General features: G+C 63.2%; 25 protein-coding genes. 18 read left to right on the forward strand and 7 right to left on the reverse strand.

What is annotated here, in order from left to right:
* The first annotated feature begins 3 nt into the window (after positions 1-3).
* The 7 genes from AC1RZR_RS17195 (at position 4) to otsB (ending at position 8,040) form a co-directional block, all read left to right on the forward strand.
* Positions 4-462: a carboxymuconolactone decarboxylase family protein gene (locus AC1RZR_RS17195; protein ID WP_481825375.1), complete on the forward strand. Its 459-nt coding sequence runs from the start codon at positions 4-6 to the stop codon at positions 460-462.
* A 68-nt stretch (positions 463-530) separates the two neighbouring features.
* On the forward strand, positions 531-908 hold the full coding sequence (locus AC1RZR_RS17200) for a DoxX family protein (RefSeq protein ID WP_481825376.1): 378 nt from the start codon (positions 531-533) through the stop codon (positions 906-908).
* A gap of 134 nt (positions 909-1,042) precedes the next feature.
* Entirely contained in the window at positions 1,043-1,945 is a 903-nt protein-coding gene (locus tag AC1RZR_RS17205) for a GNAT family N-acetyltransferase (protein WP_481825377.1), read from the forward strand.
* Between the two features lie 155 nt (positions 1,946-2,100).
* On the forward strand, positions 2,101-3,162 hold the full coding sequence (locus AC1RZR_RS17210; protein WP_477274455.1) for a glycosyltransferase family 4 protein: 1,062 nt from the start codon (positions 2,101-2,103) through the stop codon (positions 3,160-3,162).
* 50 nt (positions 3,163-3,212) lie between these two features.
* Entirely contained in the window at positions 3,213-5,375 is a 2,163-nt protein-coding gene (locus tag AC1RZR_RS17215) for an amylo-alpha-1,6-glucosidase (protein ID WP_481825378.1), read from the forward strand.
* A gap of 284 nt (positions 5,376-5,659) precedes the next feature.
* The gene (locus AC1RZR_RS17220) at positions 5,660-7,300 is read left to right on the forward strand and encodes an alpha,alpha-trehalose-phosphate synthase (UDP-forming) (protein WP_481825379.1); all 1,641 of its coding nucleotides are present in this window, start codon (positions 5,660-5,662) and stop codon (positions 7,298-7,300) included.
* The gene (otsB, locus tag AC1RZR_RS17225) at positions 7,297-8,040 is read left to right on the forward strand and encodes a trehalose-phosphatase (protein ID WP_481825380.1); all 744 of its coding nucleotides are present in this window, start codon (positions 7,297-7,299) and stop codon (positions 8,038-8,040) included. The genes AC1RZR_RS17220 and otsB overlap by 4 nt, the downstream gene beginning before the upstream one ends.
* 311 nt (positions 8,041-8,351) lie before the next feature.
* On the opposite strand, the gene AC1RZR_RS17230 is transcribed toward otsB, so the two are convergent.
* On the reverse strand, positions 8,352-9,074 hold the full coding sequence (locus AC1RZR_RS17230) for an SDR family oxidoreductase (RefSeq protein ID WP_477274463.1): 723 nt from the start codon (positions 9,072-9,074) through the stop codon (positions 8,352-8,354).
* Positions 9,071-9,916, reverse strand: coding sequence for an SDR family oxidoreductase (locus tag AC1RZR_RS17235; protein WP_477274465.1), 846 nt, complete (start codon positions 9,914-9,916; stop codon positions 9,071-9,073). Before AC1RZR_RS17235 ends, AC1RZR_RS17230 begins: the two co-directional genes overlap by 4 nt.
* 103 nt (positions 9,917-10,019) lie before the next feature.
* On the opposite strand from AC1RZR_RS17235, the gene AC1RZR_RS17240 reads away from it, so the two are divergent.
* Complete coding sequence (locus tag AC1RZR_RS17240; RefSeq protein WP_477274467.1) at positions 10,020-10,907, forward strand: helix-turn-helix transcriptional regulator; 888 nt, start codon at positions 10,020-10,022, stop codon at positions 10,905-10,907.
* A 12-nt stretch (positions 10,908-10,919) separates the two neighbouring features.
* Here the strand turns inward: AC1RZR_RS17240 and AC1RZR_RS17245 are convergent, their stop codons facing one another.
* Complete coding sequence (locus tag AC1RZR_RS17245) at positions 10,920-11,555, reverse strand: TetR family transcriptional regulator C-terminal domain-containing protein (protein ID WP_477274469.1); 636 nt, start codon at positions 11,553-11,555, stop codon at positions 10,920-10,922.
* A 227-nt stretch (positions 11,556-11,782) separates the two neighbouring features.
* On the opposite strand from AC1RZR_RS17245, the gene aptA reads away from it, so the two are divergent.
* From aptA to AC1RZR_RS17265, 4 genes are all read left to right on the forward strand, one after another.
* Positions 11,783-13,111, forward strand: coding sequence for an omega-aminotransferase AptA (gene aptA / locus AC1RZR_RS17250; RefSeq protein WP_481825381.1), 1,329 nt, complete (start codon positions 11,783-11,785; stop codon positions 13,109-13,111).
* 71 nt (positions 13,112-13,182) lie between these two features.
* On the forward strand, positions 13,183-14,433 hold the full coding sequence (locus AC1RZR_RS17255; RefSeq protein WP_481829076.1) for a Zn-dependent hydrolase: 1,251 nt from the start codon (positions 13,183-13,185) through the stop codon (positions 14,431-14,433).
* A gap of 64 nt (positions 14,434-14,497) precedes the next feature.
* Positions 14,498-15,949 (forward strand): dihydropyrimidinase, encoded by a 1,452-nt coding sequence (hydA, locus tag AC1RZR_RS17260; RefSeq protein WP_477274471.1) that lies wholly within the window; start codon positions 14,498-14,500, stop codon positions 15,947-15,949.
* A 2-nt stretch (positions 15,950-15,951) separates the two neighbouring features.
* Positions 15,952-16,323 carry a hypothetical protein gene (locus AC1RZR_RS17265; protein WP_481825382.1) on the forward strand — a complete coding sequence of 124 codons (372 nt, stop codon included), beginning with the start codon at positions 15,952-15,954 and terminating at the stop codon, positions 16,321-16,323.
* 35 nt (positions 16,324-16,358) lie between these two features.
* On the opposite strand, the gene AC1RZR_RS17270 is transcribed toward AC1RZR_RS17265, so the two are convergent.
* A complete protein-coding gene (locus AC1RZR_RS17270; protein ID WP_184874971.1) occupies positions 16,359-16,757 on the reverse strand; it encodes a cupin domain-containing protein in 399 nt (132 codons plus the stop codon).
* 130 nt (positions 16,758-16,887) lie between these two features.
* On the opposite strand from AC1RZR_RS17270, the gene AC1RZR_RS17275 reads away from it, so the two are divergent.
* From AC1RZR_RS17275 to AC1RZR_RS17290, 4 genes are read left to right on the forward strand one after another with little or no spacing between them, the layout of a single operon-like run.
* Complete coding sequence (locus AC1RZR_RS17275) at positions 16,888-17,679, forward strand: ABC transporter ATP-binding protein (protein WP_477274476.1); 792 nt, start codon at positions 16,888-16,890, stop codon at positions 17,677-17,679.
* A gap of 13 nt (positions 17,680-17,692) precedes the next feature.
* The gene (locus tag AC1RZR_RS17280) at positions 17,693-18,571 is read left to right on the forward strand and encodes an ABC transporter permease (RefSeq protein ID WP_481825383.1); all 879 of its coding nucleotides are present in this window, start codon (positions 17,693-17,695) and stop codon (positions 18,569-18,571) included.
* Positions 18,568-19,722 (forward strand): ABC transporter permease, encoded by a 1,155-nt coding sequence (locus AC1RZR_RS17285; protein ID WP_481825384.1) that lies wholly within the window; start codon positions 18,568-18,570, stop codon positions 19,720-19,722. Before AC1RZR_RS17280 ends, AC1RZR_RS17285 begins: the two co-directional genes overlap by 4 nt.
* A gap of 40 nt (positions 19,723-19,762) precedes the next feature.
* Complete coding sequence (locus AC1RZR_RS17290; protein ID WP_477274482.1) at positions 19,763-20,734, forward strand: ABC transporter substrate-binding protein; 972 nt, start codon at positions 19,763-19,765, stop codon at positions 20,732-20,734.
* A 49-nt stretch (positions 20,735-20,783) separates the two neighbouring features.
* On the opposite strand, the gene AC1RZR_RS17295 is transcribed toward AC1RZR_RS17290, so the two are convergent.
* Positions 20,784-21,242: an Lrp/AsnC family transcriptional regulator gene (locus AC1RZR_RS17295; RefSeq protein ID WP_481825385.1), complete on the reverse strand. Its 459-nt coding sequence runs from the start codon at positions 21,240-21,242 to the stop codon at positions 20,784-20,786.
* Between the two features lie 123 nt (positions 21,243-21,365).
* On the opposite strand from AC1RZR_RS17295, the gene AC1RZR_RS17300 reads away from it, so the two are divergent.
* Positions 21,366-22,649, forward strand: coding sequence for a cystathionine gamma-synthase family protein (locus AC1RZR_RS17300; RefSeq protein WP_481825386.1), 1,284 nt, complete (start codon positions 21,366-21,368; stop codon positions 22,647-22,649).
* Between the two features lie 150 nt (positions 22,650-22,799).
* Complete coding sequence (locus AC1RZR_RS17305; protein ID WP_481825387.1) at positions 22,800-23,243, forward strand: CHRD domain-containing protein; 444 nt, start codon at positions 22,800-22,802, stop codon at positions 23,241-23,243.
* A 51-nt stretch (positions 23,244-23,294) separates the two neighbouring features.
* Here the strand turns inward: AC1RZR_RS17305 and AC1RZR_RS17310 are convergent, their stop codons facing one another.
* Positions 23,295-24,944 (reverse strand): thiamine pyrophosphate-binding protein, encoded by a 1,650-nt coding sequence (locus AC1RZR_RS17310; protein ID WP_481825388.1) that lies wholly within the window; start codon positions 24,942-24,944, stop codon positions 23,295-23,297.
* On the reverse strand, positions 24,941-26,116 hold the full coding sequence (locus AC1RZR_RS17315; protein ID WP_481825389.1) for a CaiB/BaiF CoA transferase family protein: 1,176 nt from the start codon (positions 26,114-26,116) through the stop codon (positions 24,941-24,943). The genes AC1RZR_RS17310 and AC1RZR_RS17315 overlap by 4 nt, the downstream gene beginning before the upstream one ends.
* Positions 26,117-26,194 lie beyond the last annotated feature (78 nt).

Consider the following 26,194-nt stretch of genomic DNA (forward strand, 5'->3'; position numbering starts at 1 on the left):
AGGATGAAACAGAGGCTCCAGTTCTTCGCCATGGCGCCGGAAATCATGAAGGCGGTGTCGGCGCTCAACAAGGCGGTGGACGAATGCGGGCTTGAGGAAAGCCTGCTGCATCTGATCAAACTGCGGGCGTCGCAGATCAATGGCTGCTCGTTCTGCGTCGAGATGCACAGCCGCGAGGCCAGGCGCGATGGCGAGACCGAGCAAAGGCTCTATCTGGTGTCGGCGTGGAAGGAATCGCCGCTGTTTTCCGCGCGCGAACGCGCCGCCTTCGCCTGGACCGAGGCCGTCACTCTGATCGCCAACAATGGCGTGTCGGACGAACTCTATGGGAAGTCGCTCGAGCATTTCTCGGAAGAGGAGCTCGTCAAGCTCTCCGTCGCGCTCGGCATGATCAACACCTGGAACCGGCTTTGCATCCCATTCCAGGCAATCCATCCGATGCCGGCGGCCAAGGCTGCCTGATTAACCGATGTGTCTTGGAGCGCCGTCGAGGGAGGCGGCGCTCCAACCGTTTTTAAAGGGAGAATTTGATGCCTGTCGATTTGCCTTCGACCCTGTTGTTTCTCGGCCGCCTGTTGCTCGGTGGCGTGTTCCTCTTCGCCGGCCTGCGCAACATCCAGAACGCCGCCTTCCTGACCCAGCTGATGGCCGCGCGCGGAGTGCCGCAAGCGCGGTTGGCGCTGTGGGTCGGCATTGTCTTGCAGATCGTTGCCGGCGCCTTGGTGATCGCAGGCCTCTGGACGACAATGGCCGCTGCGGTGCTGGTCGTGTTCCTGATCGCTGCCACGCCGATGTTCCACAATTTCTGGGACCATCAAGGCCCGGACCGCGCGTCGCGCATCAACGGCTTCGTCGGCAATGTCGCATTGAGCGGTGGGTTTCTGACGCTGATCGCGCAGTCGCTCTAGGCAAAGAGTGAGCCGATCGGGTTTTCCCGCCGAAGATCGAACGATCACAAGGATTGCAGACGGCGGCGGTGCTGTTTGACTTCGGTACTGGACGCTCTAACCTGGGCCAGCGGCTTCTTGTCAAGGAGTGGCCCATGTCGGTCGTGTATCGACCTGCCGGCGCGCAAGATCTGAAACGAGCTGACGAGCTTGTCGTTGCCAGCATCAACGATTTGACACAGCGTCATGGCTTTGGCCCAATGGCGGTCCCGCGCCCGACCAATTTCCAATTGTTTTCCCTGAAGGACGACGCCGCTGGCTTGTGGGTGGCGGAAGACGCCGGTGAAATCCTCGGCTTTGCCTGGAGTTGGGTCTGCGGCGATTTGTGGTTTCTGGCGCAACTATTCGTGTCTTCCGGACATCAGGGCAGCGGGATTGGCAACGAACTGTTGAAACGAACGCTGGAGCATGCGCGGCAATCGGGAGCGACCAGCAAGGCGTTGATCACCTTCAGCTTCAACACGGTGTCGCAAGGTCTCTACATCAGGCACGGACTGTTCCCGCGATTTCCGATCTACAATCTCAGCGTCGCGCAGGATGTCCTGAAAGGTCGATTAACGGCCGGGCAACTCCGGTGCGAGCCTCTGGAGGAAACAGCTTCGCACCTGTATAGCCTTGCTCGAATTGACAATCGGGCCTTGGGCGTATCACGAGAAAAGCATCACCGATATTTGATCAACGACGATGCGACGAGGGGTGTTGTTCTCTACGCCGGCGACGACTGCGTAGGCTACGTGTATATAGGCACCAACGGTCACATTGGACCACTTGCAGTCGCGCAGCCCGATCAGCTTGATGCTGCCTTCAGGACGGCACTGAACCTGGCCGCGGATATTGGTTCTTCGCAGGTGTCGGCGTTTCTCCCTGGCACAACGCAAGCGGCTCTAAGCACCGCCGTCGAGCACGGGATGCGCATCACGCTTCCCATGGTTCTGATGTCGACGCGGGAGCTTGGCAATTGGTCTCAGTATCTGCCCCGCAATCCTGGTTTCATGTGATAGCAGCCGCCGCTTCCTGGCATGGCATTTAACCCGCAGCGGGCTCGTCGAGGGACACCGCGGCACTGCCGCCCCGACGGCGTCGATCTTAAATCGGAACCAATCGAGCCGTTGACGCATTTCGCCCCTGTATGCCGAGCATCCCGGGATGAAATATGAAAATTGCCCATGTCGCACCGCTTCATGAATCGGTGCCGCCGAGACTTTATGGCGGTACCGAACGCATCGTCTCGTATCTGACCGAAGCGCTGGTCGATCTGGGTCATGAGGTAACGCTGTTTGCCAGTGGCGACAGCCAGACTTCCGCAAAGCTGGTAGCCGGCCGGGAATGCGCGCTTCGCCTCGATCCGCGTCCGCTCAAATCCGAGACGGCGGCGCATCTTTCGATGCTTGCCGAGGTGCGGAAGCGGGCGCGAGAGTTTGACGTCATCCACTTCCACCTCAGCCACTTCCTGCACTTTTCGTTTTTCGAGGACATGGCGGAGCGGACGGTGACGACGCCGCATGGCAGGCTGGACTATGTCGACCTGGCGCCCGCCTATGAGCGTTTCCCGCGCTTTCCGATGATTTCCATTTCGCACAGCCAGAAGGCAGGCCTTGCCAGGGCCAACTGGTTGGCGACGATCCACCACGGGCTGCCGACCGGTATCTACGAGCCAACTTTCGAGACGACGCGGGAAGAACCGTACCTTGCCTTCCTCGGCCGGTTTTCACGCGACAAGCGCCCGGATCGCGCCATCGAGATTGCCTTGCGATCGGGGCTCAGGCTGAAGCTTGCGGCAAAGATCGGCGACGACGATCGCGCCTATTTCCACGAGGTGGTCGAACCTTTGATCGACGGTGATCGTATCGTCTATGTCGGCGAGATCGAGGAGCACCAGAAGGCGGAATTTCTCGGCAACGCGGCAGGCCTCTTGTTCCCTATCGACTGGCCGGAGCCGTTTGGCCTTGTCGCCATCGAGGCAATGGCCTGCGGCACGCCGGTGATTGCCTGGAATTGCGGCGCGCTGCCCGAGATCGTCGATCAGGGCGTGACCGGCTTTATCGCGGAGTCGATGGATGGCGCGGTCGCCGCGGTGCCGGACTTGCTGCAGCTCGACCGGCGAAAGGTGAGAGCCGTTTTCGAAAAGCGGTTTTCCGCCAGGAGAATGGCCGGCGACTATCTGGCCGCCTACGCGCGGCTGATCGGCGTCCCGGCCGAAGCGAAGGCGTCGTGAACGGCGACGCGTTCGAGCGACGGGAACGAAACGACAGGGATTTGTGACGAATGGCCCAACTCGACGAGCGCCAACTCGATCCCGCGGTAGCCCTTGCATCGCTCGACGCAACCGCTCCTCGTGAACCACACCGGCTGTTTGCGCTCAAGCAGGGCGACTGCTTTGTGGTTGCCGATGCCTATGGCGACATACGCGGCGCCGGTGACGGTTTCTTCCGCGACGACACACGCGTGCTCTCCGAATTTCGGCTGACCGTCGGCGGCAGACAGACATCGTTGCTCGGCGCCTCGCTCAGCCAGGACAATGTGCTGTTCACCACCAACCTGACCAATCTGCCGATCCAGAGTGCTAGCGGTCGAGACATTCCGCAGGGTGCGATTCATGTCGAGCGCGTCAGGCTGCTGTGGCAGGACAGGTTGTTCGAACGCATCACACTTTCCAACTACAGCCGGGAAACCTCGACAATCGGCGTTTCCCTGCACTTCGCCGCCGATTTCCGCGACATGTTCGAAGTGCGCGGCTCAACGCGGCTGCGGCGCGGCATGGCCCATGTGGCCGAGATGGATGCGACATCCGTCCTGCTGCGCTATGACGGGTTGGACGGGCTGGCGCGTGCCTCGGCGATATCATTCTCGCAGGCACCGGACCAACTGACTGCCGACCGCGCCGATTTCCTGCTCGCCGTGACCAAGCGCAGCAGCAAGGTGCTCTATGTCGAGGTCGGTCCCGAGGTGACCGATACGCCCGATCGCGACCGTTTCCGCGCCGCCGCCGCCCGGGCCCGCTTTGGCATGCGGGCCAAGCGCCGCCATGGCGCGACGGTGCACAGTTCCGGTCGCGTCTTCAACGACTGGGTCGAGCGCGCCCGCGCCGATGTCGCGCTGCTGACCACCGAGCTTGCGACCGGACCCTATCCCTATGCAGGCATCCCCTGGTTCTCGACGGCGTTCGGTCGTGACGGCGTCATCTCTGCGCTGCAGATGCTCTGGCTCAATCCAGGCCTGGCGCGGGGCGTGCTGGCCTTCCTGGCCCAGCATCAGGCGACGGAGACGTCGCCGTTCAGCGATTCGCAGCCGGGCAAGATCATGCACGAGACGCGCAAGGGCGAAATGGCGGCGCTGCGGGAGCTTCCGTTCGGACGCTACTATGGTGGCGTCGATACGACGCCCCTCTACATCCATCTCGCCTGTGCCTACGCCGACCGCACCGGCGACATGGCGTTCATCGACAGCCTGTGGCCGTCGCTATGCGCCGCGGCCGAATGGACGGAGGAGGCGGGCCGCGAGACCGGGTTCGTGACCTACCAGCGGGCTGCCGAGTCCGGCCTCGCCAATCAGGGATGGAAGGACAGCTTCGATTCCGTCTTTCATGCCGATGGCCGCATCCCCAAGGGGCCGATCGCGCTGGTCGAGGTGCAGGGCTATGTCTTTGCCGCCTTCCGGGGGCTGGCAAAGCTTGCCCGTCGCCGCGGCGAGGACGACAGAGCCGATCACTGGGATAGCCGCGCCGAGGCCATGCGGGTGGCGGTCGAACGCGATTTCTGGCTCGACGATCTCAGCTTCTATGCCCTGGCGATCGATGGTGCCGGCGAGCCCTGCAAGGTGCGGACCTCGAATGCGGGCCATCTCCTCCTTGTCGGGCTTCCCGGGCCGGAGCGGGCGCAGATGGTCGCCGACCAGCTTCTTTCGGCCTCCTTTCATTCCGGCTGGGGGCTGAGGACGCTTGCCGACGATGCCGTGTTCTTCAATCCGATGTCGTACCACAATGGCTCGATCTGGCCGCATGACACCGCCATGTGCGGCGCCGGCCTGGCGCGCTATGGCGAGCGTGACAGCGTGGTCCGGCTGATGAGCGGCACGTTCGAATCCGCGGTCCATTTCAACATGCGGTTGCCCGAACTGTTCTGCGGTTTTACCCGCGCGCCAGGCGAAGCGCCGATCGCCTATCCTGTCGCCTGCCTGCCGCAAGCATGGTCGGCGGGTTCCGCTTTCATGCTGATGCAGGCCTGCCTTGGCCTGGAAATCGATGGCTGGGAGGGCGAAATCCGAGTCACCCGTCCGAGGCTGCCGATCGGCATCGACACACTCACGCTGCGACACCTGGGCGTCGGCGAAAGAGTGGTCGATCTGACATTCCAGCGCGTCGGCGACCGGGTCGTCGCCTTTCTCGCCGACCGGCATGAAGGCCTGGTACCGCTCATCGTCAGAACCTGATCCGAGCGAGATTGGCTGGAACCGATCCCGGTTTTGTGCGTTGCAAAATACAGGTCCGAATGGCGACCAGGTCGCCGGCGGACTATTTCAAATCGGAAACACAAACAAAATGGCCGCCGAACGGCCGGAGGTGTTGGCATTCCCATGACAGATTATGGTGCGGACCTGCTCTGGGTTCTGATCCTCGCGAGCCTCGGTCTTTCCGCTCTTGCCGTTTTCCTTTCCATATCGCGGCAACGCCGCAGTCCCCCCCCCCGGCGGTTGTACATCCGGCCGGTGAGGACGTGGCCGCGGAAGCGGCGCGCAAGGTGATACGGGAGTTCGAAAAGAACGGCCAATCTGTCGATGCCGCCCTGGTGACATGGTCGCCCGAAACATTGCGCAAGATCCTGGCCGACGATCTGCCCGATGCGCAGGTGATCGTGGTCTCCAATCGCGAACCGTATATCCACAACCTCAGGGACAATGGCGTCGAACTGCTTGTGCCGGCCAGCGGGCTGGTTTCGGCCCTGGAGCCGATCACCCGCGCCTGCGCCGGCACCTGGATTGCCTATGGCGGCGGAACGGCAGACCGTCTCATGGTCGACAAGGACGACCGGGTACAGGTGCCGCCCGGCAATCCGTCCTACACGCTGCGCCGGGTCTGGCTGACGGAGGAAGAACATCAGGGCTACTACCTCGGCTTCGCCAATGAAGGCCTCTGGCCGCTTTGCCATATCGCCTTCACGCGGCCGATCTTTCGCGAGTCGGACTGGGAAGCCTATGAAGCCGTCAACCGAAAGTTCGCCGATACGGTGGTTGCCGAGGCGCGCAACGAGCGGCCGATCGTGCTGGTCCAGGATTATCATTTCGCGCTGCTGCCGCGGATGATCCGCGAGCGCCTGCCCGAGGCGATCGTCATCACCTTCTGGCACATTCCATGGCCGAATTCGGAAGTGTACAGCATCTGTCCATGGCGTGAGCGTATCCTCGAAGGGCTGCTCGGCAGCTCAATCATCGGTTTCCACACCCAGTTCCACGCCAACAATTTCACCGAAAGCGTCGATCGCTTCCTGGAAAGCCGCATCGAGCGAGCCGATGCGGCCATCTCCTATGGCGGGCAGACGACGCTGGTGCACGCCTATCCCATCTCGATAGAATGGCCTGCGGACCTTCTGGCAAGATTGCCTGATGTCGATGACTGCCGCGCCCGCCTGCGGACCAGGTTCGGGCTGAAAGCGGATGTGAAACTTGGCGTCGGCGTCGAGCGTCTCGACTACACCAAGGGCATTCTGGATCGGTTTCAGGCGCTGGACGAATTGTTCAAGCGATACCCGGAATGGATTGGAAAGCTGGTTTTCCTGCAGATTGCGGCACCCAGCCGAGGCACGCTCCCGGCGTACAAGCTGCTCCACGATGAATGTCACCGCTATGCCGAAGAGCTCAACGAGCGTTACGGCAGCGACGGCTACAAGCCGGTGGTCATGGTGGCCGAGCATCACACCCAGGAACAGGTCTATGAGATCTATCGCGCCGCCGACATATGCATGGTCACCAGCCTGCATGACGGCATGAACCTGGTCGCCAAGGAATTCGTTGCGGCACGCGACGACGAACAGGGCGTCTTGATGCTCAGCACATTCGCCGGTGCCTCGCGCGAATTGCTGGAGGCGCTGATCGTCAACCCCTATGACGCCGCCATGATGAGCGAGGCGCTGCTGCAGGCGCTGACCATGACGCCGGACGAGCAGCGCGAGCGCATGCGGCCGATGCGGCAGATAGTCCGCGACAACAACGTCTATCGCTGGGCCGGCAGCATGCTTCTGGATGCGGCGCGCCTGCGCAAGCGCGGCGACGTCGATCGGGCAACGGGCACTGGCGACCGGCAGCCGCCAAGCGTCGACAATGTCGTCTCCATGTTCGAGCGCAAACGGCTGGCAATATGATGAGCCAGACCCTGCAAAAGCCTCAGACAGTGCTGACCGGCGAATGGGCGCTGTTCCTCGACATTGACGGCACCCTGCTGGAACATGCCGAACACCCGGACGCTGTCTCGGTCAGCGACCAGCTTCGCTCTTTGCTGCAGGGCCTGGATCACAAGTTGAACGGGGCATTGGCCGTTATTACGGGCCGCTCCGTTGCGGCCGTGGACCAGCTGTTTCAGCCTTTGAAGCTGCGGGCGGCCGGGCTTTACGGCCTGGAACACAGGCTGCTGCCGGACGACGACGTCGAAGTCGCGGGAGAGCCGGCGGATATTGCGGCTCTTGCCGACGAGATCGAGGCCGAGCTCGGGCGTGGGCAGGCCTATATCGAGCGCAAGGGCCGGGTGCTGGCCATCCACACGCGCGCTGCCCCGCATCTGCTTCCGCGCGCGACGCAGCTTGTCGAGCAGGCGCTGGCCAGCCTGCCAAAGGGCTACCGGGTGGTTGCCGGCAATGCCGGCGTGGAACTGCTGCCGCTCGAGGCGGCCAAGGGTGCTGCGATCCGGCGGTTCATGGGCATCGCGCCCTTCACAGGCCGCCGCCCGGTCTTCCTGGGCGATGACACGCCGGACGAAAACGGTTTTGAGGCCGTCAACGATGCCGGCGGCATATCGATACGGGTCAAACCATTCGCGCATACAACCGCGCGGTACGGCCTTGCCGGCGTTGCCGAAACGCTCGCCTGGCTGGGGGGGCAACTTTAGGGTACCAGCCGAGGAGCGCAACCGCGCTGGCGCACCTTGGAGGGATATTTCGACCAGGAAAGGAACGGTTCGAAGGGACGCTTTGCACGGTTGGTGCGTGAGATCACGCCAGCTTGGCTCGTTCCTCGCTCCGCCCGCCATGTGGCCGCCGACATATCACCATCCGCCGCAGGCGCCAGCTGGCAAGAAGCGACCGACAAGAAGATGTATGGGGCGCCTTCCAAGGAAGCCGAACCCTGGCGGCGCCCAATGATGGCTACGATCCTTGGTTGTGCGCTGTTGCCACTCTGACAGGTGCGCGCCCCCGGGGCCTACGCCGCAAATCGTAGACCCCCATCGCAGGTCAGGACCTGACCGGTCATGAAGCCGTTGGAGACGAGAAAGGCGATTGCGTCGGCGACGTCCTCGGCTTTGCCGACTCGGCCAACCGGTGTCTTGTCGGCATAGTCGGCAAAGATCGCTTGCCTCTGCTCCTCGGCAACGAAATCCCACCAGGGCGTGTCGATGACGCCGGGCGCCACGACATTGACGCGCAGCGGCTTCAGCTCCACGGCCAGGATCGGCACCACCGTCAGAAGCATGCCGTTGATGGCGGCGATGCCGGCGACGCCCGGCATGGCAAGCTGAGCCGAGACCGCCGAGATGAAGGTGACCGATCCACTCTTTCGGAGCGTTGGCAGGGCGGCCTGCAGGCAGGACAGTTGCGGCCTTACTTTCTCGTCGACACCGCTGCCGATGTCGGTCAGGTCGAGCGTCTGGAAGGGGCCAAGGCCCTTGCCGCCGCTGGCCGCCAGGACCAGATGGTCAAAGGGGCCGAGGCGCTCGAAGAATCCGCTGACCTGGTCCGGCTTTGCGGCATCGAATGCTGCCTTGTCGACAGCGCCGCCAAGGCTCTTCCATGCGCTGTTGAGCCTGTCCTGATTGCGTCCGGTGATGGTCACCTTCATGCCGGGACCAAGCAGTTTGCGCGCGGTCGCCAGGCCGATGCCGGACGAGCCGCCGATGATGACGGCATGTTCGATCGTCTTGGTCATGAATGCTGTTCCTTCGATGTTGGGGAGGCGAGGCCGACGAGGTCCAGGCTCAGGCTGCGCAATTGCTGTCTTGCCCTGGCATCGTAGGCCTGGGCGTCGGCGCGGGATTCCCGCAGGCCGTCGAAGTAGAGGCCGCTGCGTCCTTCCAGCGCCGGTGATGTCGCGAGGTTGAGGATGGCATCGGCACCTGTCTCGACCGAACTCCACGGCGTCACGCCAGCCTGGCGGACCATGGTGGTGTTCATGTAGCTGGCCGGATGCAAGGCGTTGACGGTGACGCCGCTCCCTTTCAGATGCTCCGCAAGGTCTACGGTGAACAGGATCTGCGCCAGCTTGCTCTGGCAGTAGGCGCGCACGCCGTCGTAGCTGCGGGTCAGCATGACATCGCCGAAGTCGACCGCCTGCTGTCCGGCCGAGGCGACATTGACGATGCGCGCGGGCGCGCTCGCCGCGATCAACGGCAGAAGCTCCGATGTCAGCAGAAACCCGGCGAGATAGTTGACCGCGAAGCGCAGTTCGTAGCCATCAGCGTTGACCTGTCTTCTGGCGCCCTGGCCAGCCGTGCCGATGCCGGCATTGTTGACGAGGATGTCGAGCCGGTCCGTCCTGGCGCGCACGGCCTCGGCGAGGCGGCGCACCTCGGCCAGCGAAGCAAGATCCGCGACCAGCAGTTCGGCCTTGCCGCCGGCGGCTTCGATCTCAGTGACGGTCGCCTTGCCGCGCGCCGCATCGCGGCCATGTACCAGCACGCGGGCGCCGCCGGCGCCGAGTCGTTGCGCCACGACGCGGCCGACGCCGTCGGTCGACCCGGTGACGAGGATTGTCTTGTCTTTGAGTTCCATGTTCAGAGCCTCCGTTTCGTTGCTCCGAACCAAAGATGGGGCAGCAGCCGCGCGCCAAACAGTTCAAACTTTATCCTGGTATCAATACTGCTATATTAGCCTCATGGAATCCCAGCCCCACTCTGCTCCCACCCACTCCGCTGAAGACAGCCGACGGCGCGAGCTCGGCGCCTTCCTGCGCTCGCGCCGCGAAAGGCTGACGCCCTCGGCAACCGGCATTGCCACTGGCCTCAGGCGACGTACGCCGGGCCTGCGCCGCGAGGAGGTGGCGATGATCGCCGGCGTCGGCACGACCTGGTACACATGGCTGGAGCAGGGGCGGGAGGTGCGGCCGTCGGTCGAGGTGCTGACGGCGCTCTGCGAGGCGCTTCGGCTCGACGCCGCGGAAAAGCAGCATCTGTTCATCCTTGCCGGCCGCCAGCAGCCGGAGCGTCGCGCCGTGGCGCCGGAAAAGGTCGACGGCCCCTTGCTGCACATGCTGCAAAGCCTGGTGCTGCAGCCGGCCTATGTCGTCGGCCGGCGCTGGGACGTGCTGGCCTGGAACCCGGCGGCGGTCGCCGTGTTCGGCGACTACGGTCTGCTGGAGGGGGACGCCCGCAACATCGTCCACATGGTCTTCACCAATCCGCACCACCGGCGGCTGCTGGTCGACTGGGAGGAGCTGGCGCGGATCGTGCTGGCATCGTTCCGGGCCGCGAGCGCCAGATATGTCGGCGATCCGGATTTCGAACGGCTGATCGAATTGATGACGCGCTCGAGCCCCGAGTTTCGCGCCTGGTGGCCTCAGCGCGACGTCGCGCACCGACTGTCGGGGGTGAAGCATGTCAGGCACCCGAGCGCGGGCGCCATGACGTTCGAGCATATGAGCTTGTCGATCGGCGACGGCTCCGACATGAAGCTGATCGTCTACACGCCGCTTGCCGAGCAGAACTCGATCGCCAAGCTACAGACATTGCTGGACGCGCTGCCGGCCGAGCGGCGCAGCGCCTGAAGCGCCTGTCCGTCAGCTCTTCGGCTTCAGCCCATCGAGGAACAATTGCTCCAGAAAGCGTGCGGCGTCTTCGAAGCGGCCATCGCCGCCGCGGTCGGCTCCGAGCACGGCGCGGACCTGGACGTCGAAATCGGCATAATGCTGCGTCGTCGCCCAGATCGAGAAGATCAGATGCCAGGGGTCGGTCCTGGCGATCTTGCCGTCGCGCATCCAGCCCTTGATGACGGCGGCCTTCTCGTCGACCAGCGTCTTCAGTTCGCCGGCCAGCAGCGGCATGATGCGCGGCGCGCCTTGCAGGATCTCGTTGGCGAAAAGCCGGCTCTCGCGCGGAAAATCGCGGGCCATTTCGAGCTTGCGCCTGATGTAGTTGCGCAATTCGGTCATGGGATCGCCGATGTCGTCGAGTTCCCGCAGCGGAGCCAGCCAAGTGTCGAGCAGGCGCTGCATCAGTGTCTCGTGGATGTCCTCCTTGCGGCGGAAATAATAAAGCAGGTTCGGCTTCGACATGCCGGCGGCTTCGGCGATCTGGTCGATGGTCGAGCCGCGAAAACCGTTGGTGGAGAAAACCTCCAGCGCCGCCTCGAGAATGAGTTCGCGCTTTTCCTGCTGGATGCGGGTGCGGCGAGGGGCGTCCGTGCTGGTGTTCACCGTTGCGGGCCCTCGCGTTGACGGTCATCTGGACCAATTCTCTGGACCAGTTTTTCCTTGGCCTGTGGAACGCACTTCAAGTGCCGCATTTCCGCTAGTAATCCCTTGACCGCCGACAGGGCGGTGCTAACGTTTGTCCAATCGGTCAAAAATTTGCGTAGCATGAAAACGCGGCAAAGACCAAGCGTTGGGCGCACCGAAACAGGTTACAAGGGGAAGTCTTGGTCATGTCCAACCGGCTGAAAGTCACGCCGAACGATCTCAGCGCATTCTGGATGCCGTTCACGGCAAACCGACAGTTCAAGCAGGCGCCGCGCATGATGGTGTCCGCCAAGGACATGCATTACACGACCAGCGACGGCCGCAAGGTGCTGGACGGCACCGCGGGTCTCTGGTGCGTCAACGCCGGCCACTGCCGGCCGAAGATCACCGAGGCGATCCAGCACCAGGCCGCTGAGCTCGACTATGCGCCGGCGTTCCAGATGGGCCATCCGATCGTCTTCGAACTGGCCAACCGCCTGGTCGACCTCGCGCCCAAGGGCATGGACCATGTGTTCTTCACCAATTCCGGTTCGGAATCGGTCGAGACGGCGCTGAAGATGGCGATCGCCTATCACCGCGCCAAGGGCGAGGGCTCGCGCACCCGTCTGATCGGCCGCGAGCGCGGCTATCACGGCGTCAATTTCGGCGGCATCTCGGTCGGCGGCATCGTCACTAACCGCAAGATGTTCGGCACGCTGCTCGGCGGCGTCGACCACATGCCGCACACGCATCTGCCGGAAAAGAACGCCTTCACCAAGGGCGTGCCGGAGCATGGCGCGGAACTCGCCAACGAGCTGGAGCGCATCGTCGCCCTGCATGACGCCTCGACCATCGCCGCCGTCATCGTCGAGCCGGTCGCCGGTTCCACCGGCGTCATCCTGCCGCCCAAGGGTTATCTGCAGAAGCTGCGCGAGATCTGCACCAAGCACGGCATCCTTTTGATCTTCGACGAGGTCATCACCGGTTTCGGCCGTCTCGGCACGCCGTTCGCCGCCGACTATTTCGGTGTCACGCCCGACATCATGACCACCGCCAAGGGCGTCTCCAATGGCGTCATCCCGATGGGCGCGGTGTTCGTGAAGAAGGAAATCCACGACGCCTTCATGACCGGCCCCGAGCATATGATCGAGTTCTTCCACGGCTACACCTATTCGGGCAATCCGATCGCCTGCGCGGCGGCACTCGGCACGCTCGACACGTACAAGGAAGAGGGCCTGCTCACCCGAGGCGAGGAGCTGGCGCAATACTGGGAAGACGCGCTGCATTCGCTGAAGGGCGAGCCGAACGTCATCGATATCAGAAACATCGGCCTGATCGGCGCGATCGAGCTGGCGCCGATCGCTGGCCAGCCGACCAAGCGTGCCTTCTCGGCCTTCGTCAAGGCGTTCGAGCGCGGCGCGCTGATCCGCACCACCGGCGACATCATCGCGCTGTCGCCGCCATTGATCATCACCAAGGGCCAGATCAACGAATTGATCGACCATGTGCGGGATGTTCTGCGCTCGATAGACTAGATCTGCCTGGACCTGGACGGGTGGCGACGGGAACCGCCGCCCGCTCAGGACATGAAATGAGAGGACTTGGAATGGCCGCACCCGGCGAGAATCTGCGAATCAATTCAGACCGTTTGTGGGATTCGATAATGGAGATGGCGAAGATCGGCCCCGGCATTGCCGGTGGCAACAATCGCCAGACCGTGACCGACGAGGATGGCGAGGGCCGGCATCTTTTCAGGCGCTGGTGCGATGCGGCCGGGCTCGAAATGGGCGTCGACGAAATGGGCACGATGTTTGCCCGCCGCGAAGGCACCGACCCCAGCCTGCCGCCGGTCTATGTCGGCAGTCATCTCGATACGCAGCCGACCGGCGGCAAGTACGACGGCGTGCTCGGCGTGCTGGGCGGGCTTGAAGTGGTGCGCTCGCTCAACGACCTCGGCATCAAGACCAGGCATCCGATCGTCGTCACCAACTGGACCAACGAGGAAGGCGCGCGCTTTGCCCCGGCGATGATGGCGTCCGGCGTGTTCGCCGGCGTGCTCGACCAGGCCGATGTCTACGAACATGTCGACAAGCAAGGCAAGAAATTCGGCGAGGAGCTGGAGCGCATCGGCTGGAAGGGCACCGAGAAGGTCGGCGACCGCAAGATCCATGCCTTCTTCGAACTGCATATCGAGCAGGGACCGATCCTAGAGGACGAGGGCATCGACATCGGTGTCGTCACCCACGGGCAAGGGCTGAAGTGGCTGCAGGTGACGCTGACCGGCAAGGAGGCGCATACCGGTTCGACGCCGATGCCCAAGCGCCGCAATGCCGGGCTTGGCATGGCCAGGGTGATCGAACTGGTGCACGAGATCGCCATGGACTACCAGCCAGACGCCGTTGGCGCGGTCGGCCACATGGAGGTGTTTCCCAACTCGCGCAACATCATCGCCGGTCGCACCGTCTTCACCATCGACATCCGTTCGCCCGAGAAGGAAGTGCTGGATGCGATGGACGGTCGCATCCGTGAAGGCATAGACACGATCTGCGAGGCGCTCGACATCCAGTACAAGATCGAACAGGTCGGCGCCTTCGACCCGGTCACCTTCGACGCCGGCTGCGTCAAGGCGATCCGCGATGCCGCCGAACGCCTCGGTTATTCCCACCGCAACATCGTCTCCGGCGCCGGCCATGATGCCTGCTGGATCAACCGCGTTGCACCCACCGCCATGGTGATGTGCCCCTGCGTCGACGGCCTCAGCCACAACGAGGCCGAGGACATCACGAAGGAATGGGCGTCGGCCGGCGCCGACGTGCTGTTCCACGCAGTGGTGGAAACGGCTGTCATCGTGGAGTGAGCTTGCAATCCGCATCCAAAACGCCGCTCGCAAAGAAGCGCGAAGAGAACAAGGGAACACAAAAATGACCAAAGTCATCAAGAACGGCACCGTTGTCACCGCCGACCGCACGTGGAAGGCCGATGTGCTGTTCAAGCACGGCAAGATCGTCGCCATCGGTTCGGACCTGCATGGCGATCACGAGTTCGACGCCACCGGCTGCTACGTGATGCCGGGCGGCATCGATCCGCACACCCATCTCGAAATGCCGTTCATGGGCACCTATTCGGCCGATGATTTCGAATCCGGCACGCGGGCGGCGCTCGCCGGCGGCACCACGATGGTGGTCGATTTCTGCCTGCCGGCGCCGCAGCAGTCGCTGCTCGAGGCCTTGCAGATGTGGGACAACAAGACCTCGAAAGCGTCCTGCGACTACTCCTTCCACATGGCCATCACCTGGTGGGGCAAGCAGGTGTTCGACGAGATGGCCACCGTCGTCGACAAGGGCATCACCTCGTTCAAGCACTTCATGGCCTACAAGGGCGCGCTGATGGTCGACGACGACGAGATGTACGCGTCGTTCCAGCGTTGCGCCGACCTTGGCGCGCTGCCGCTGGTGCATGCCGAGAATGGCGACGTGGTTGCTGCGCTTTCACAGAAGCTCCTGGCCGCCGGCAACAACGGCCCCGAGGGGCACGCCTATTCGAGGCCGCCGGAAGTGGAAGGCGAGGCGACCAACCGCGCCATCATGATCGCCGACATGGCGGGCGTGCCGCTCTATGTCGTGCACGTCTCCTGCGAGCAGAGTCACGAGGCGATCCGCCGGGCCCGCCAGAAGGGCATGCGCGTGTTCGGTGAGCCGTTGATCCAGCACCTGACGCTGGACGAGAGCGAATATTTCGACAAGGACTGGGACCATGCAGCGCGCCGCGTGATGAGCCCGCCCTTCCGCAACAAATTGCACCAGGATTCGCTGTGGGCCGGCTTGCAGGCGGGATCGCTGCAGGTGGTGGCGACCGATCATTGCGCCTTCACCACCAAGCAGAAACGCAACGGCGTCGGCGATTTCACCAAGATCCCGAACGGCACCGGTGGGCTGGAAGACCGCATGCCGGTGCTGTGGACGACGGGCGTCAACACCGGACGGCTGACGATGAACGAGTTCGTCGCGGTGACCTCGACCAACATCGCAAAGATCCTCAACATGTATCCCAAGAAGGGCGCCATCGTCGAAGGTGCGGATGCCGACATCGTCGTCTGGGATCCGAAACGCAAGAAGAAGATTTCCTCGAAGAAGCAGCAGTCCGTCATCGACTACAACGTCTTCGAAGGGTTCGAGGTGACCGGCCTGCCGCGCTTCGTCTTCTCGCGTGGCGAACTGTCGATCCAGGAGGCCGAGGTCATGGCCAAGCCCGGCCATGGCGAGTTCGTCGGCCGCGAGCCGAACGCGGCGGTCAACCGGGCGCTATCGACGTGGAAGGAAATTTCCGCGCCGCGCAAGGTCGAGCGCACCGGCATTCCGGCGACCGGGGTTTGAGCTTGGCGCGCTCGGCCGCGTTCATTTCACTGGTCCTGGCGGCAGTTGTCGCTGGTCCGGCAGCAGCGAGCGGCGTGCTCGCCGGCTCCTGGGGCAATGATGTCGGCTGTGCCGGCGTCAAGGCCGGTTATCAGGACAGTGACGCCTACATCGTGCTGACCGCCGAAGGCATAGAGACCTATGGCAGCGGCTGCCGGTTCGCGCAGCAATTGACGTCGGTGCTGGGTGCACAATCGTTGACCTCGACCTGTTCCGCCGAGGGTGAGGCGGGGACGACGACTGAGACCGTTGTGGTCACCAACAAGGGGGAGGATGGTTTCTTCGTCACCATTCCCGGCCTTGAGGAAATGGGGCCGCTGCAATCATGTTCATGACGGTGCCGGTGACGGCCCCTCCGTCGATGTCGGCTTCAAGCGACAAGTGCGTCCAGTTCCGGCAGCAGGACGACGCTTTCCTGTTCGTTGGGATCCGTGCGGGCAATGACGGCGGAAGACGGGGCGCCGCTGAGATTGGCCGGCAGATGCGGTACGCCGGCCGGAATGTAGAAGAGGTCGCCGGCCTTGACGACGATATGATGCTCCAGCCGGTCACCGTACCAGGTATGGACTTCGCCGGAGAGTACGTAGATCGCCGTTTCATGGCTCTCGTGCATATGCGCCTTGGCGCGGGCGCCGGGCGGCATGGTGAGCATATGCATGCAGATGCCGGAGGAGCCGACGGTTTCTGCGGCGATGCCGGCGAAATAGGTCAGTCCCTGCTTGCCTTCATAAGTGGTTTCAGGGCGGATAAGATGACAAGTGGGCGACATCGGGGAAACTCCGGGCGTCGATTGAGTGGGACAAAGGCAGTGGGACAGGGCGAGTGGAAAACAACATCGCGATAAAAGCAATCGGATTCCAGCCGGTGCCCCGGTGGCGGCAACGGGCAGGCTGCAGCCGATGACAGGGATTTCGCCAGCCGTCGTTGCGGCAAGCAAACTCGAACTGACCTTCCAGACCAATGACGGACCGGTGCAGGCGCTGACCAATGTCGACCTGACCATCGGCAAGGGGGAGTTCGTTTCCTTCATCGGGCCATCGGGCTGCGGCAAGACCACCTTGCTGCGCGTCATCGCCGATCTGGAAAAGCCGACCTCGGGGACGATTTCGGTCAACGGCATGACGCCCGAACAGGCGCGCGAGAAACGCGCCTATGGCTATGTCTTCCAGGCTGCGGCGCTGTTTCCGTGGCGCACCATCGAGCGCAATGTCGGGCTGCCGCTGGAGATCATGGGGCTGTCCAAGGCGGAACAGGCGGAGCGGATCAAGCGCACGCTCGACCTCGTCAACCTCAGCGGCTTCGAGAAGAAATATCCCTGGCAGCTTTCGGGTGGCATGCAGCAGCGCGCCTCGATTGCCCGCGCGTTGGCTTTCGACGCCGACCTGCTGTTGATGGACGAGCCGTTCGGCGCGCTGGACGAGATCGTGCGCGACCACCTCAACAAGCAATTGCTGGAACTGTGGGGACGCACAAACAAGACCATCTGCTTCGTCACCCACTCCATTCCCGAAGCCGTCTATCTTTCGACGCGCATCGTTGTCATGTCGCCACGCCCGGGTCGCGTCAGCGATGTCATCGAGTCGACGCTGCCGAAGGAGCGGCCGCTCCACATCCGCGAGACGCCGGAATTCCTGGCGATCGCCGCGCGCGTCCGCGATGGTCTGCACGCAGGGCACAGCTATGAAGATTGAGGCGGTGCGCTAGATGGACAGCTTCCGCGACAAGCTCATTCCGGTAACCTCGATCCTCGCGGGCCTGGTCGTCCTCTGGTATGTCATGGCCGTCATCCTCAACACGCCGTTCCAGCGCGATCTCGACCGCCGCGCTGGGGAAACGCCCGGCTTGAGCGAGTTCATCGGCAAGACATTGTCACAACCGAAGCCGACACTGCCGGCGCCGCACCAGGTGGCGGTGAACTTCTTCGAAAACACTTTTCTGCGCCCCATCACCTCGAACCGTAGCCTCGTCTACAACGCCTGGGTGACGCTGTCATCGACGCTGCTCGGCTTTGCTTTCGGCACGGCGCTTGGCATCATCATCGCTGTCGGCATCGTGCATGTGGCGACGCTCGACCGCAGCCTGATGCCGTGGATCATCGCCTCGCAGACCATTCCCATCCTGGCAGTGGCGCCGATGATCATCGTCGTGCTGGCGGCAATCGGCATCACCGGCCTCATCCCGAAGGCGATGATCTCGACCTATCTGTCGTTCTTCCCGGTGACGGTCGGCATGGTGAAGGGCCTGCGCTCGCCCGAGATCATGCATCTCGACCTGATGCACACCTACAATGCCAGCGCCTCGCAGACCTTTTGGAAATTGCGCGTACCGGCCGCGGTGCCGTTTCTGTTCACCTCGATGAAGGTTGCGGTGGCGGCAAGCCTCGTCGGCGCCATCGTCGGCGAACTGCCGACAGGTGCGGTCGCCGGAATCGGCGCCAAGCTTTTGGCAGGCGCCTATTACAGCCAGTCCATCGACATCTGGTCGGCGCTTGTTGCCGGTTCAGTGGTGGCAGCACTTCTGGTCATGGTGGTCGGCATTGCCGGGCGCATCGTCGACCGCGCCATGGGCGGGAGGCCGGCATGAACTGGCTGAAACCCTCCTGGCAAGCGGTGCTGGCCATCGTGCTGTGCCTGATCGCGGTGGCGCTCGGCGCGATGTCGAAGCCGGAAGCGGCAGCGCTTGCCGAGCCGGCGGCCAGCTTCAACTACCCCTATCTCGGAACGAAGGGCCTGATGTTCGGCCTGACTTTGCTGGCGGCGCTGGTCTCGATGACCAGGATTCCACCCCTTGCGGAAGCGGTTGTGCTGTTTGTCGGCGCCCACTTCGTTGCCCGGCTGCTGATTTCAGGCATATCCGGCTTCGAAGGCACCGCACTGGCGCCATATTTCCTGCTGCTGGCCGCCGCATGGCTGCTCGGCTGGCGCTGCGTCGCTGTCCTGTCAGGACTTCGCCCGATGGCAAATTGGGCCCGGACTGCGTTGCGCCTGATCATCCCGGCCATCTTCGGTGCCTGGATCCTGATCATCTGGGAGGCGGTGACGCGCGGCGCCGGCATTCCCTTCATCCTTTTGCCGCCGCCGAGTGCCATCGGAGTCCGTATCGCCAGTTCGCTGCCGGTGCTCGCCGCGGATGTCCGGCAGACCATCTTCAAGGCGGTGATTTTCGGCTATGTGGTGGGCAGCGGCGCCGGCTTCATCACCGCCGTGCTCGCCGATCGCGTGCCGTTCCTGCGCCGCGGACTGCTGCCGATCGGCAACATGGTCTCGGCGCTGCCGATCATCGGCGTGGCGCCGATCATGGTCATGTGGTTCGGCTTCGACTGGCAGTCCAAGGCGGCCGTCGTCATCATCATGACCTTCTTTCCGATGCTGGTGAACACGGTCGCCGGGCTCGCCGCCTCCGGCCATATGGAGCGAGACCTGATGCGCACCTATGCGTCGGGCTACTGGCAGACGCTGCTTAAGCTCAGGCTGCCGGCAGCAGCGCCCTTCATCTTCAACGCGCTGAAGATCAACTCGACGCTGGCGCTGATCGGCGCCATCGTCGCCGAGTTCTTCGGCACGCCCGTCGTCGGCATGGGCTTCCGGATCTCGACCGAGGTCGGGCGGATGAACATCGACATGGTCTGGGCCGAAATCGCAGTTGCAGCACTTGCGGGTTCGGTCTTTTATGGCGTGGTCGCTCTTATCGAAAGAGCCGTCACGTTTTGGCATCCCTCTGTCCGTGGTGGATAGGGCGGTGGGTTTAAGGGTACTAACTTCAGAGGGTAAAAAGATGAAAAGACTGATTATTCCCGTTCTGGCCGGCGCGATGTCGCTTGCCGCATTTCAGGCAATGGCAGCCGACAAGGTGACGTTGCAGCTGAAATGGGTCACGCAGGCCCAGTTTGCCGGCTACTATGTCGCCAAGGCCAAGGGTTTCTACGAGGCCGAGGGTCTCGACGTCGACATCAAGCCGGGCGGTCCCGACATTGCGCCCGAGCAGGTGATCGCCGGCGGCGGCGCCGATGTCATCGTCGACTGGATGGGCGGCGCGCTGGCCGCCCGCGAAAAGGGCGTCCCGCTGGTCAACATCGCCCAGCCGTTCAAGAAGGCCGGCATGGAGCTGGTCTGCCCCAAGGACGGCCCGATCAAGACCGAGGCCGACTTCAAGGGCCACACGCTCGGCGTCTGGTTCTTCGGCAACGAATATCCGTTCTACGCCTGGATGAACAAGCTCGGCCTGAAGACCGATGGCGGCCCGGACGGCGTCACCGTGCTCAAGCAGAGCTTCGATGTGCAGCCGCTGATCCAGAAGCAGGCGGATTGCATCTCGGTCATGACCTACAACGAGTACTGGCAGCTGATCGACGCCGGCTACAAGCCGGAACAGCTGACCGTGTTCAACTATTCGGCGATGGGCAACGACCTGCTCGAGGACGGGCTCTATGCGTCGGAAGACAAGCTCAAGGATCCAGCCTTCGAGGACAAAATGGTGCGTTTCGTGCGCGCTTCGATGAAGGGCTGGAAGTATGCCGTCGACAACAATGACGAAGCCGCAGGCATCGTCATGGACGGTGGCGGCCAGGACGAGAACCACCAGAAGCGGATGATGAGCGAAGTCGCCAAGCTGGTCGACAATGCCGACGGCAAGCTCGACCCGGCGACCTACGAGCGTACCGCCAAGGCGCTGCTCGACCAGAAGATCATCACCAAGGAGCCCACCGGCGCCTACACCACCGCCATCACCGACAAGGCGGTCAAGTAAAGCCTAGTCAGTGACGTCTTGATCTCATGCGCGGCGCCTTTGGCATGTGTCAAAGGCGCCGTTCCTTTATGGTGTTCATGACGAAGCTGGTTTCGATCGAGGCAACGCATTTGAGCCGCGCGATCTTTTCCTTGATGAAGCGCTCATACTGTTCGAGGCTGCCTGTCACCACCTTCAGCACATAGTCGCGCGAACCGGTGACGAGGTGGCATTCCAGCACCTCTTCCCAACCGCGGATCGCGTCCTCGAACATGACGATCTCGTCCTCGTTCTGGCGGCTGAGCCGGACGGTGGCAATGGCGACCATGCTCCAGCCGAAGGCGGCGGGGTCGACCAGGGTGGTATAGCCTCTGATAACGCCGGTTTCCTCCAGCCGCCGCACGCGCCTCAGGCAGGGCGACGGCGACAGGCCGATGCGCTCGGCAAGTTCGTTGTTGGTGATGCGGGCGTCGGCCTGCAGTTCACGCAGGATCCTGCGGTCGAAATCATCGGCTATCTTCTGCTGCACTTTCGGTCGCTCCAGGCAATTTGTTGCGAAGATGCAGCCATGCAAGCCCAAAAATAGCAAGGACTGGCCGAAGAGGATCGCATAAATTGCCACGCAACACTCCTCGAAAAGCAGGAAAAAACCATGCCCGCACCGCGCCCGTCGAAAACCCATATCGGCAACCACAAGCTCCACCCGGAGACGCTGATGCTGAGCTATGGCTTCGATCCGCAGCTTTCGGAGGGCGCGGTCAAGCCGCCGGTGTTCCTGACCTCAACCTTCGTGTTCAAGTCGGCGGAAGAGGGACGCGACTTCTTCGACTACACTTCCGGCCGCAAGGAGCCGCCGAGCGGCACTGCGTCAGGTCTGGTCTATTCGCGCTTCAACCATCCCAACAGCGAAATCGTCGAGGACCGGCTGGCGATCTATGAGGGGACGGATGCCTGCATCCTGTTTTCATCCGGCATGTCGGCGATCGCGACGACACTGCTCGCCTATGCCCGGCCGGGCGACGTCATCCTGCATTCGCAGCCACTCTATGGCGGTACCGAGACGCTTTTGACGCGCACGCTGTCCGGCTTCGGCATCGGTGCTGTCGGCTTCGCGGATGGCGTCGACGAGACGGCGATGCGCGCAGCGGCCGACGCCGCAGTCGCGAAGGGCCGTGTCTCGGTCATCCTGATCGAGACGCCGTCAAATCCGACGAACAGCCTGGTCGACATCGCGCTGATGCGCAGGATCGCCGACGAGATTGGCACTGGCCAAGGGTCGACGCCGATTGTCGTCTGCGACAACACGCTGCTCGGACCGGTATTCCAGAGGCCCATCGAACATGGCGCCGATGTGTCCGTCTATTCGCTGACCAAATATGTTGGCGGCCATTCCGACCTGATCGCGGGTGCCGCCATGGGGAGCAAGGCAGTCACCAAGCCGATCAAAGCTTTGCGCGGCGCGATCGGCACGCAGCTCGACCCGCATTCCTGCTGGATGCTGGGCCGCTCGCTGGAGACGCTGTCGATCCGCATGGAGCGGGCGAACGACAATGCGCGCATGGTCGCCGAATTCCTGCGCGATCATGCCAAGGTCGAGAAGGTGCATTATTTGCCGTTCCTGGGCGAGGACACGCCGGCGGGCCGTGCCTACCGGGCACAATGCACTGGCGCCGGGTCGACATTCTCCTTCGACATACGGGGTGGCGAGAAGGCGGCCTTCGCCTTTCTCAACGGCCTGCAAATCTTCAAGCTGGCGGTGAGTCTCGGCGGAACGGAATCGCTGGCCAGCCATCCGGCGGCCATGACCCATTCGGGCATTCCCTTCGACGTGCGCCAGCGCATCGGGGTGTTGGAGACCACGGTCAGGCTGTCGATCGGCGTCGAACATCCAGACGATCTGATCGCCGACCTGACGCAGGCGCTGGCTGCGGTCTGACACCGCCCTTCGAACGACCGGGACATCGCGGTCCGACTGTTTGCACGTAAGCGTTACTCGCGTGGAGCCATCCACGCCTGTAAGCGTTCTGTCGATACATCCGCGCGCCGGGGAGCCGTGGAGGATGTCATCCAGCAAACGGAGAGTCTCATGCGTATCCAATCCTTGGCACCAATGCTTTCGGCCCTGGCCATCTCGGCGTCCTTCCTCATGGCATCGCCGGCCCTGGCCGAGACGGTGAAGCTGAAAGCGACGCTCGACGGGGGCCAGCAGAACCCGCCGGTCACCACGAAAGGCAAGGGCACGGCCGCTCTCACCTTCGACACGGCGACGAAGAAGCTCAGCTGGAACGTCAAATATTCCGGGCTGAGCGGGCCAGCCACCGCCGGGCACATTCACGGCCCGGCCGCGATTGGTGAAAACGCCGGAGTGGCGATCCCGTTCAAAGGCAAGTTGAAGAGCCCCATCAAGGGTTCTGCTGTCCTGACCGACGCGCAGGCCGCCGACCTGATCGCCGGCAAGGACTATGTCAACGTCCACACGGCGGCCAACAAGGACGGCGAAATCCGCGGCCAGATCGAGACCGCGAAATAGCGCAAGCCGTTTCGGACAAAAGGGGCGGGCGACTGCCCCTTTTTTGTTCGATCATGCCTTGTCGCGTATCTGGGTCATCGTCCGGGTCGGCGTGATTGCTTCCGGGTCGAGCCTGACCTCGACGATCGCCGGCTTGCCGCTGGCGCGGGCACGTTCGAAGGCCGGGGCGAAGTCCGCGGTCTTCTCGACCGTCTCGCCGTGGCCGCCATAGGCGCGAGCCAAGGCCGCGAAGTCGGGGTTCTTGAGATCGGTGGCGACGACGCGGCCAGGATATTCGCGCTCCTGATGCATGCGGATGGTGCCGTAGATACCGTTGTTGACGACGACGACGACGATCGGCAGGTCGTACTGGACGGCGGTGGCGAACTCCTGCCCATTCATCAGGAAGCAGCCGTCGCCGGCGAAGGCAACCACGGTGCGCTCCGGAAACAGCTCTTTGGCGGCGACCGCGGCAGGGGTGCCGTAGCCCATCGAGCCTGACGTCGGTGCTGCCTGCGTGGCGAAGCGGCGGAAGCGGTGGAAGCGGTGCACCCAAGTGGCGTAATTGCCGGCGCCGTTGGTGAGGATGGCGTCGTCGGGCAACATCTTTTCGAGATAGTTCATGATCGGCCCCATCTGGACCGGGCCGGGGCCGCTTTCCGGCGGCGTCGACCAATCGAGATAGGCAGCATGCAGCTTTGGCGTCTCTGCTGCCCAGGTCGGCGCTGAGGCCGGCTTGCGCTTGGCGAAAGCTTCGACAAAGGCGACCGGCGAGGCGTTGATCGCCAATGTTGGCCGGTAGACGCGGCCGAGCTCGCTGGCGTCGGCGTGGATATGGACCAGCGTCTGGTCGGGGTAGGGGCTTTTCAAGAGCGTATAGTCGGACGACGGCATTTCGCCCATGCGGCCGCCGATCAGCAGCACGAGATCGGCCTGCTTGATCACTGTGGCCAGCTTCGGATTGATGCCAATGCCGACGTCGCCGGCATAGTTCGGATGCAGGTGGTCGAAAAGCATCTGGCGGCGGAAGGAACAGCCGACCGGCAGCGACCACGCCTCGGCGATCGAGCGCATCCGCGCCACGGCCCCGGCGTCCCAGCGCGTGCCGCCGAGTATGACGAACGGCCGCTTGGCCTTGGCCAGCAATTCCTGCAGCGCGTCGAGTTCGGCTTCGCCTGGCCGGGTTTCGACCGCTGTGTGCGGCAAGGCAGCGGGCGCTTCGACGATACTGGTCAGCATGTCTTCCGGCAGCGAGATGACCACCGGGCCCGGACGGCCCGATGTCGCCACCGCGAAGGCGCGGGTGACGAATTCCGGGATGCGCGAGGCGTCATCGATCTCGACCACCCATTTGGCGATGTCGCCGAAAAACCGCTTGTAGTCCACCTCCTGGAAGGCCTCGCGCTCCTTGGCGTGGCTGGCGACCTGGCCGATGAACAGGATCACAGGTATCGAATCCTGCATGGCGATGTGGATGCCGGCCGAGGCGTTGGTGGCGCCGGGGCCGCGGGTGACGAAGCAGATGCCGGGCTTGCCGGTCAGGCGGCCGTGGCAATCAGCCATCATGGCGGCGCCGCCTTCCTGGCGGCAGACGATGGTGCGGATCGCTGAATCGTGCAGCGCGTCGAGCACCGCGAGGTAGGATTCGCCGGGCACGCAATAGATGCGGTCGGTGCCGTTGGCTTCGAGCGCGTCGACGATCAGTTGTCCGCCGGTCTTCATTGTCCAGACTTCTCCAGTTCGGCAAGGATTTCTTCGGTGTGCTCGCCCAGGCGCGGCGAGGGACGCCCATAGACGAGTGGCGTGCCGGACATCACCATCGGCGCGCGCACCGATGGCAGAAGATTGCCATGGCTGTCGTCGAGGTCGAGCCGCATGCCGCGGGCGATTGTCTGCGGGTCGGCAAACATCTGGCCGATCGTGTTGATCGGGCTCGCCGGCACGCTGGCCGCTTCCAGCCTTGCCAGCAGCGGGTCGCGATCAAAAATCTTCAGGGCCTCGATCATGTGTTCGCGCAGCTTGACCCGGTTGGCGACCCGGGCAGGATTGGTGGCGAAATCGGGGTTTGCGGGCAATTCGTCCAATCCGACTGCGGCACAGAATTTGGCGAACTGGCCGTCATTGCCGACCGCCAGGATGATGTGGCCATCCCTGACCGGCACCACCTCGTAAGGCGCGATGTTCATATGCGCATTGCCCATCTGCACCGGTGACTTGCCGGAGACGAGATAGTTCAGGTTCTGGTTGCCGAGTGCCGAGATCTGGGTGTCGAAGAGCGCCATGTCGATGTGCTGACCTTCGCCGGTCTGTTCGGCATGGCGCAGCGCCGCCTGGATGGCGATAACCGAATAAAGGCCGGTGAAGATATCGGAGATGGCGACGCCGGCTTTTTGCGGTTCTCGGCCGACCTCGCCGGTGATCGACATCATGCCGGCCATGGCCTGGATGATGAAATCATAGCCGGCGCGTGGCGCGTAGGGCCCGTCCTGGCCGAAGCCGGTGATCGAGCAATAGACGAGGCGAGGGTTGATTTTCTTCAGGCTGTCGAAATCGAGGCCGTATTTCTTGAGGCCGCCGAGCTTGAAGTTCTCGATCAGCACATCCGAAGTCGCGACCAGCCGGCGCACGGTCCCGGCGCCCTCCGGCGTCGAGAAATCGATGGCGATGGAGCGCTTGCCGCGATTGCAGGAATGGTAGTAGGCGGCCGACAGGTTCTCGCCGTCCTTGCCGATGACGAAGGGCGGGCCCCATTTGCGGGTGTCGTCGCCGCCATCGGGGCTTTCGACCTTGATGACGTCGGCGCCGAGATCGGCAAGCAATTGCCCGGCCCAAGGCCCGGCAAGGATGCGGGCGAGTTCGACGACGCGGACGCCTTTCAGCGGGGGTTCGGCCATAAATCACCAGAATTGGTCGGAACCGCAGCGGATTTTCTGTTGTGCATGTCGTTATCCCAAAACCGCTGCACACTTTCG

The sequence above is a fragment of the Mesorhizobium bavaricum genome, from assembly GCF_056781655.1.

Bases quoted from the DNA above. Each gene is read 5' to 3' on its own strand.
- AC1RZR_RS17195 (WP_481825375.1), top strand. From the start codon at position 4: ATGAAACAGAGGCTCCAGTTCTTCGCCATGGCGCCGGAAATCATGAAG.
- AC1RZR_RS17200 (WP_481825376.1), top strand. From the start codon at position 531: ATGCCTGTCGATTTGCCTTCGACCCTGTTGTTTCTCGGCCGCCTGTTG.
- AC1RZR_RS17205 (WP_481825377.1), top strand. From the start codon at position 1,043: ATGTCGGTCGTGTATCGACCTGCCGGCGCGCAAGATCTGAAACGAGCT.
- AC1RZR_RS17210 (WP_477274455.1), top strand. From the start codon at position 2,101: ATGAAAATTGCCCATGTCGCACCGCTTCATGAATCGGTGCCGCCGAGA.
- AC1RZR_RS17215 (WP_481825378.1), top strand. From the start codon at position 3,213: ATGGCCCAACTCGACGAGCGCCAACTCGATCCCGCGGTAGCCCTTGCA.
- otsB (WP_481825380.1), top strand. From the start codon at position 7,297: ATGATGAGCCAGACCCTGCAAAAGCCTCAGACAGTGCTGACCGGCGAA.
- AC1RZR_RS17230 (WP_477274463.1), bottom strand. From the start codon at position 9,074: ATGACCAAGACGATCGAACATGCCGTCATCATCGGCGGCTCGTCCGGC.
- AC1RZR_RS17235 (WP_477274465.1), bottom strand. From the start codon at position 9,916: ATGGAACTCAAAGACAAGACAATCCTCGTCACCGGGTCGACCGACGGC.
- AC1RZR_RS17240 (WP_477274467.1), top strand. From the start codon at position 10,020: ATGGAATCCCAGCCCCACTCTGCTCCCACCCACTCCGCTGAAGACAGC.
- aptA (WP_481825381.1), top strand. From the start codon at position 11,783: ATGTCCAACCGGCTGAAAGTCACGCCGAACGATCTCAGCGCATTCTGG.
- AC1RZR_RS17255 (WP_481829076.1), top strand. From the start codon at position 13,183: ATGGCCGCACCCGGCGAGAATCTGCGAATCAATTCAGACCGTTTGTGG.
- hydA (WP_477274471.1), top strand. From the start codon at position 14,498: ATGACCAAAGTCATCAAGAACGGCACCGTTGTCACCGCCGACCGCACG.
- AC1RZR_RS17270 (WP_184874971.1), bottom strand. From the start codon at position 16,757: ATGTCGCCCACTTGTCATCTTATCCGCCCTGAAACCACTTATGAAGGC.
- AC1RZR_RS17275 (WP_477274476.1), top strand. From the start codon at position 16,888: ATGACAGGGATTTCGCCAGCCGTCGTTGCGGCAAGCAAACTCGAACTG.
- AC1RZR_RS17280 (WP_481825383.1), top strand. From the start codon at position 17,693: ATGGACAGCTTCCGCGACAAGCTCATTCCGGTAACCTCGATCCTCGCG.
- AC1RZR_RS17285 (WP_481825384.1), top strand. From the start codon at position 18,568: ATGAACTGGCTGAAACCCTCCTGGCAAGCGGTGCTGGCCATCGTGCTG.
- AC1RZR_RS17290 (WP_477274482.1), top strand. From the start codon at position 19,763: ATGAAAAGACTGATTATTCCCGTTCTGGCCGGCGCGATGTCGCTTGCC.
- AC1RZR_RS17300 (WP_481825386.1), top strand. From the start codon at position 21,366: ATGCCCGCACCGCGCCCGTCGAAAACCCATATCGGCAACCACAAGCTC.
- AC1RZR_RS17305 (WP_481825387.1), top strand. From the start codon at position 22,800: ATGCGTATCCAATCCTTGGCACCAATGCTTTCGGCCCTGGCCATCTCG.
- AC1RZR_RS17310 (WP_481825388.1), bottom strand. From the start codon at position 24,944: ATGAAGACCGGCGGACAACTGATCGTCGACGCGCTCGAAGCCAACGGC.
- AC1RZR_RS17315 (WP_481825389.1), bottom strand. From the start codon at position 26,116: ATGGCCGAACCCCCGCTGAAAGGCGTCCGCGTCGTCGAACTCGCCCGC.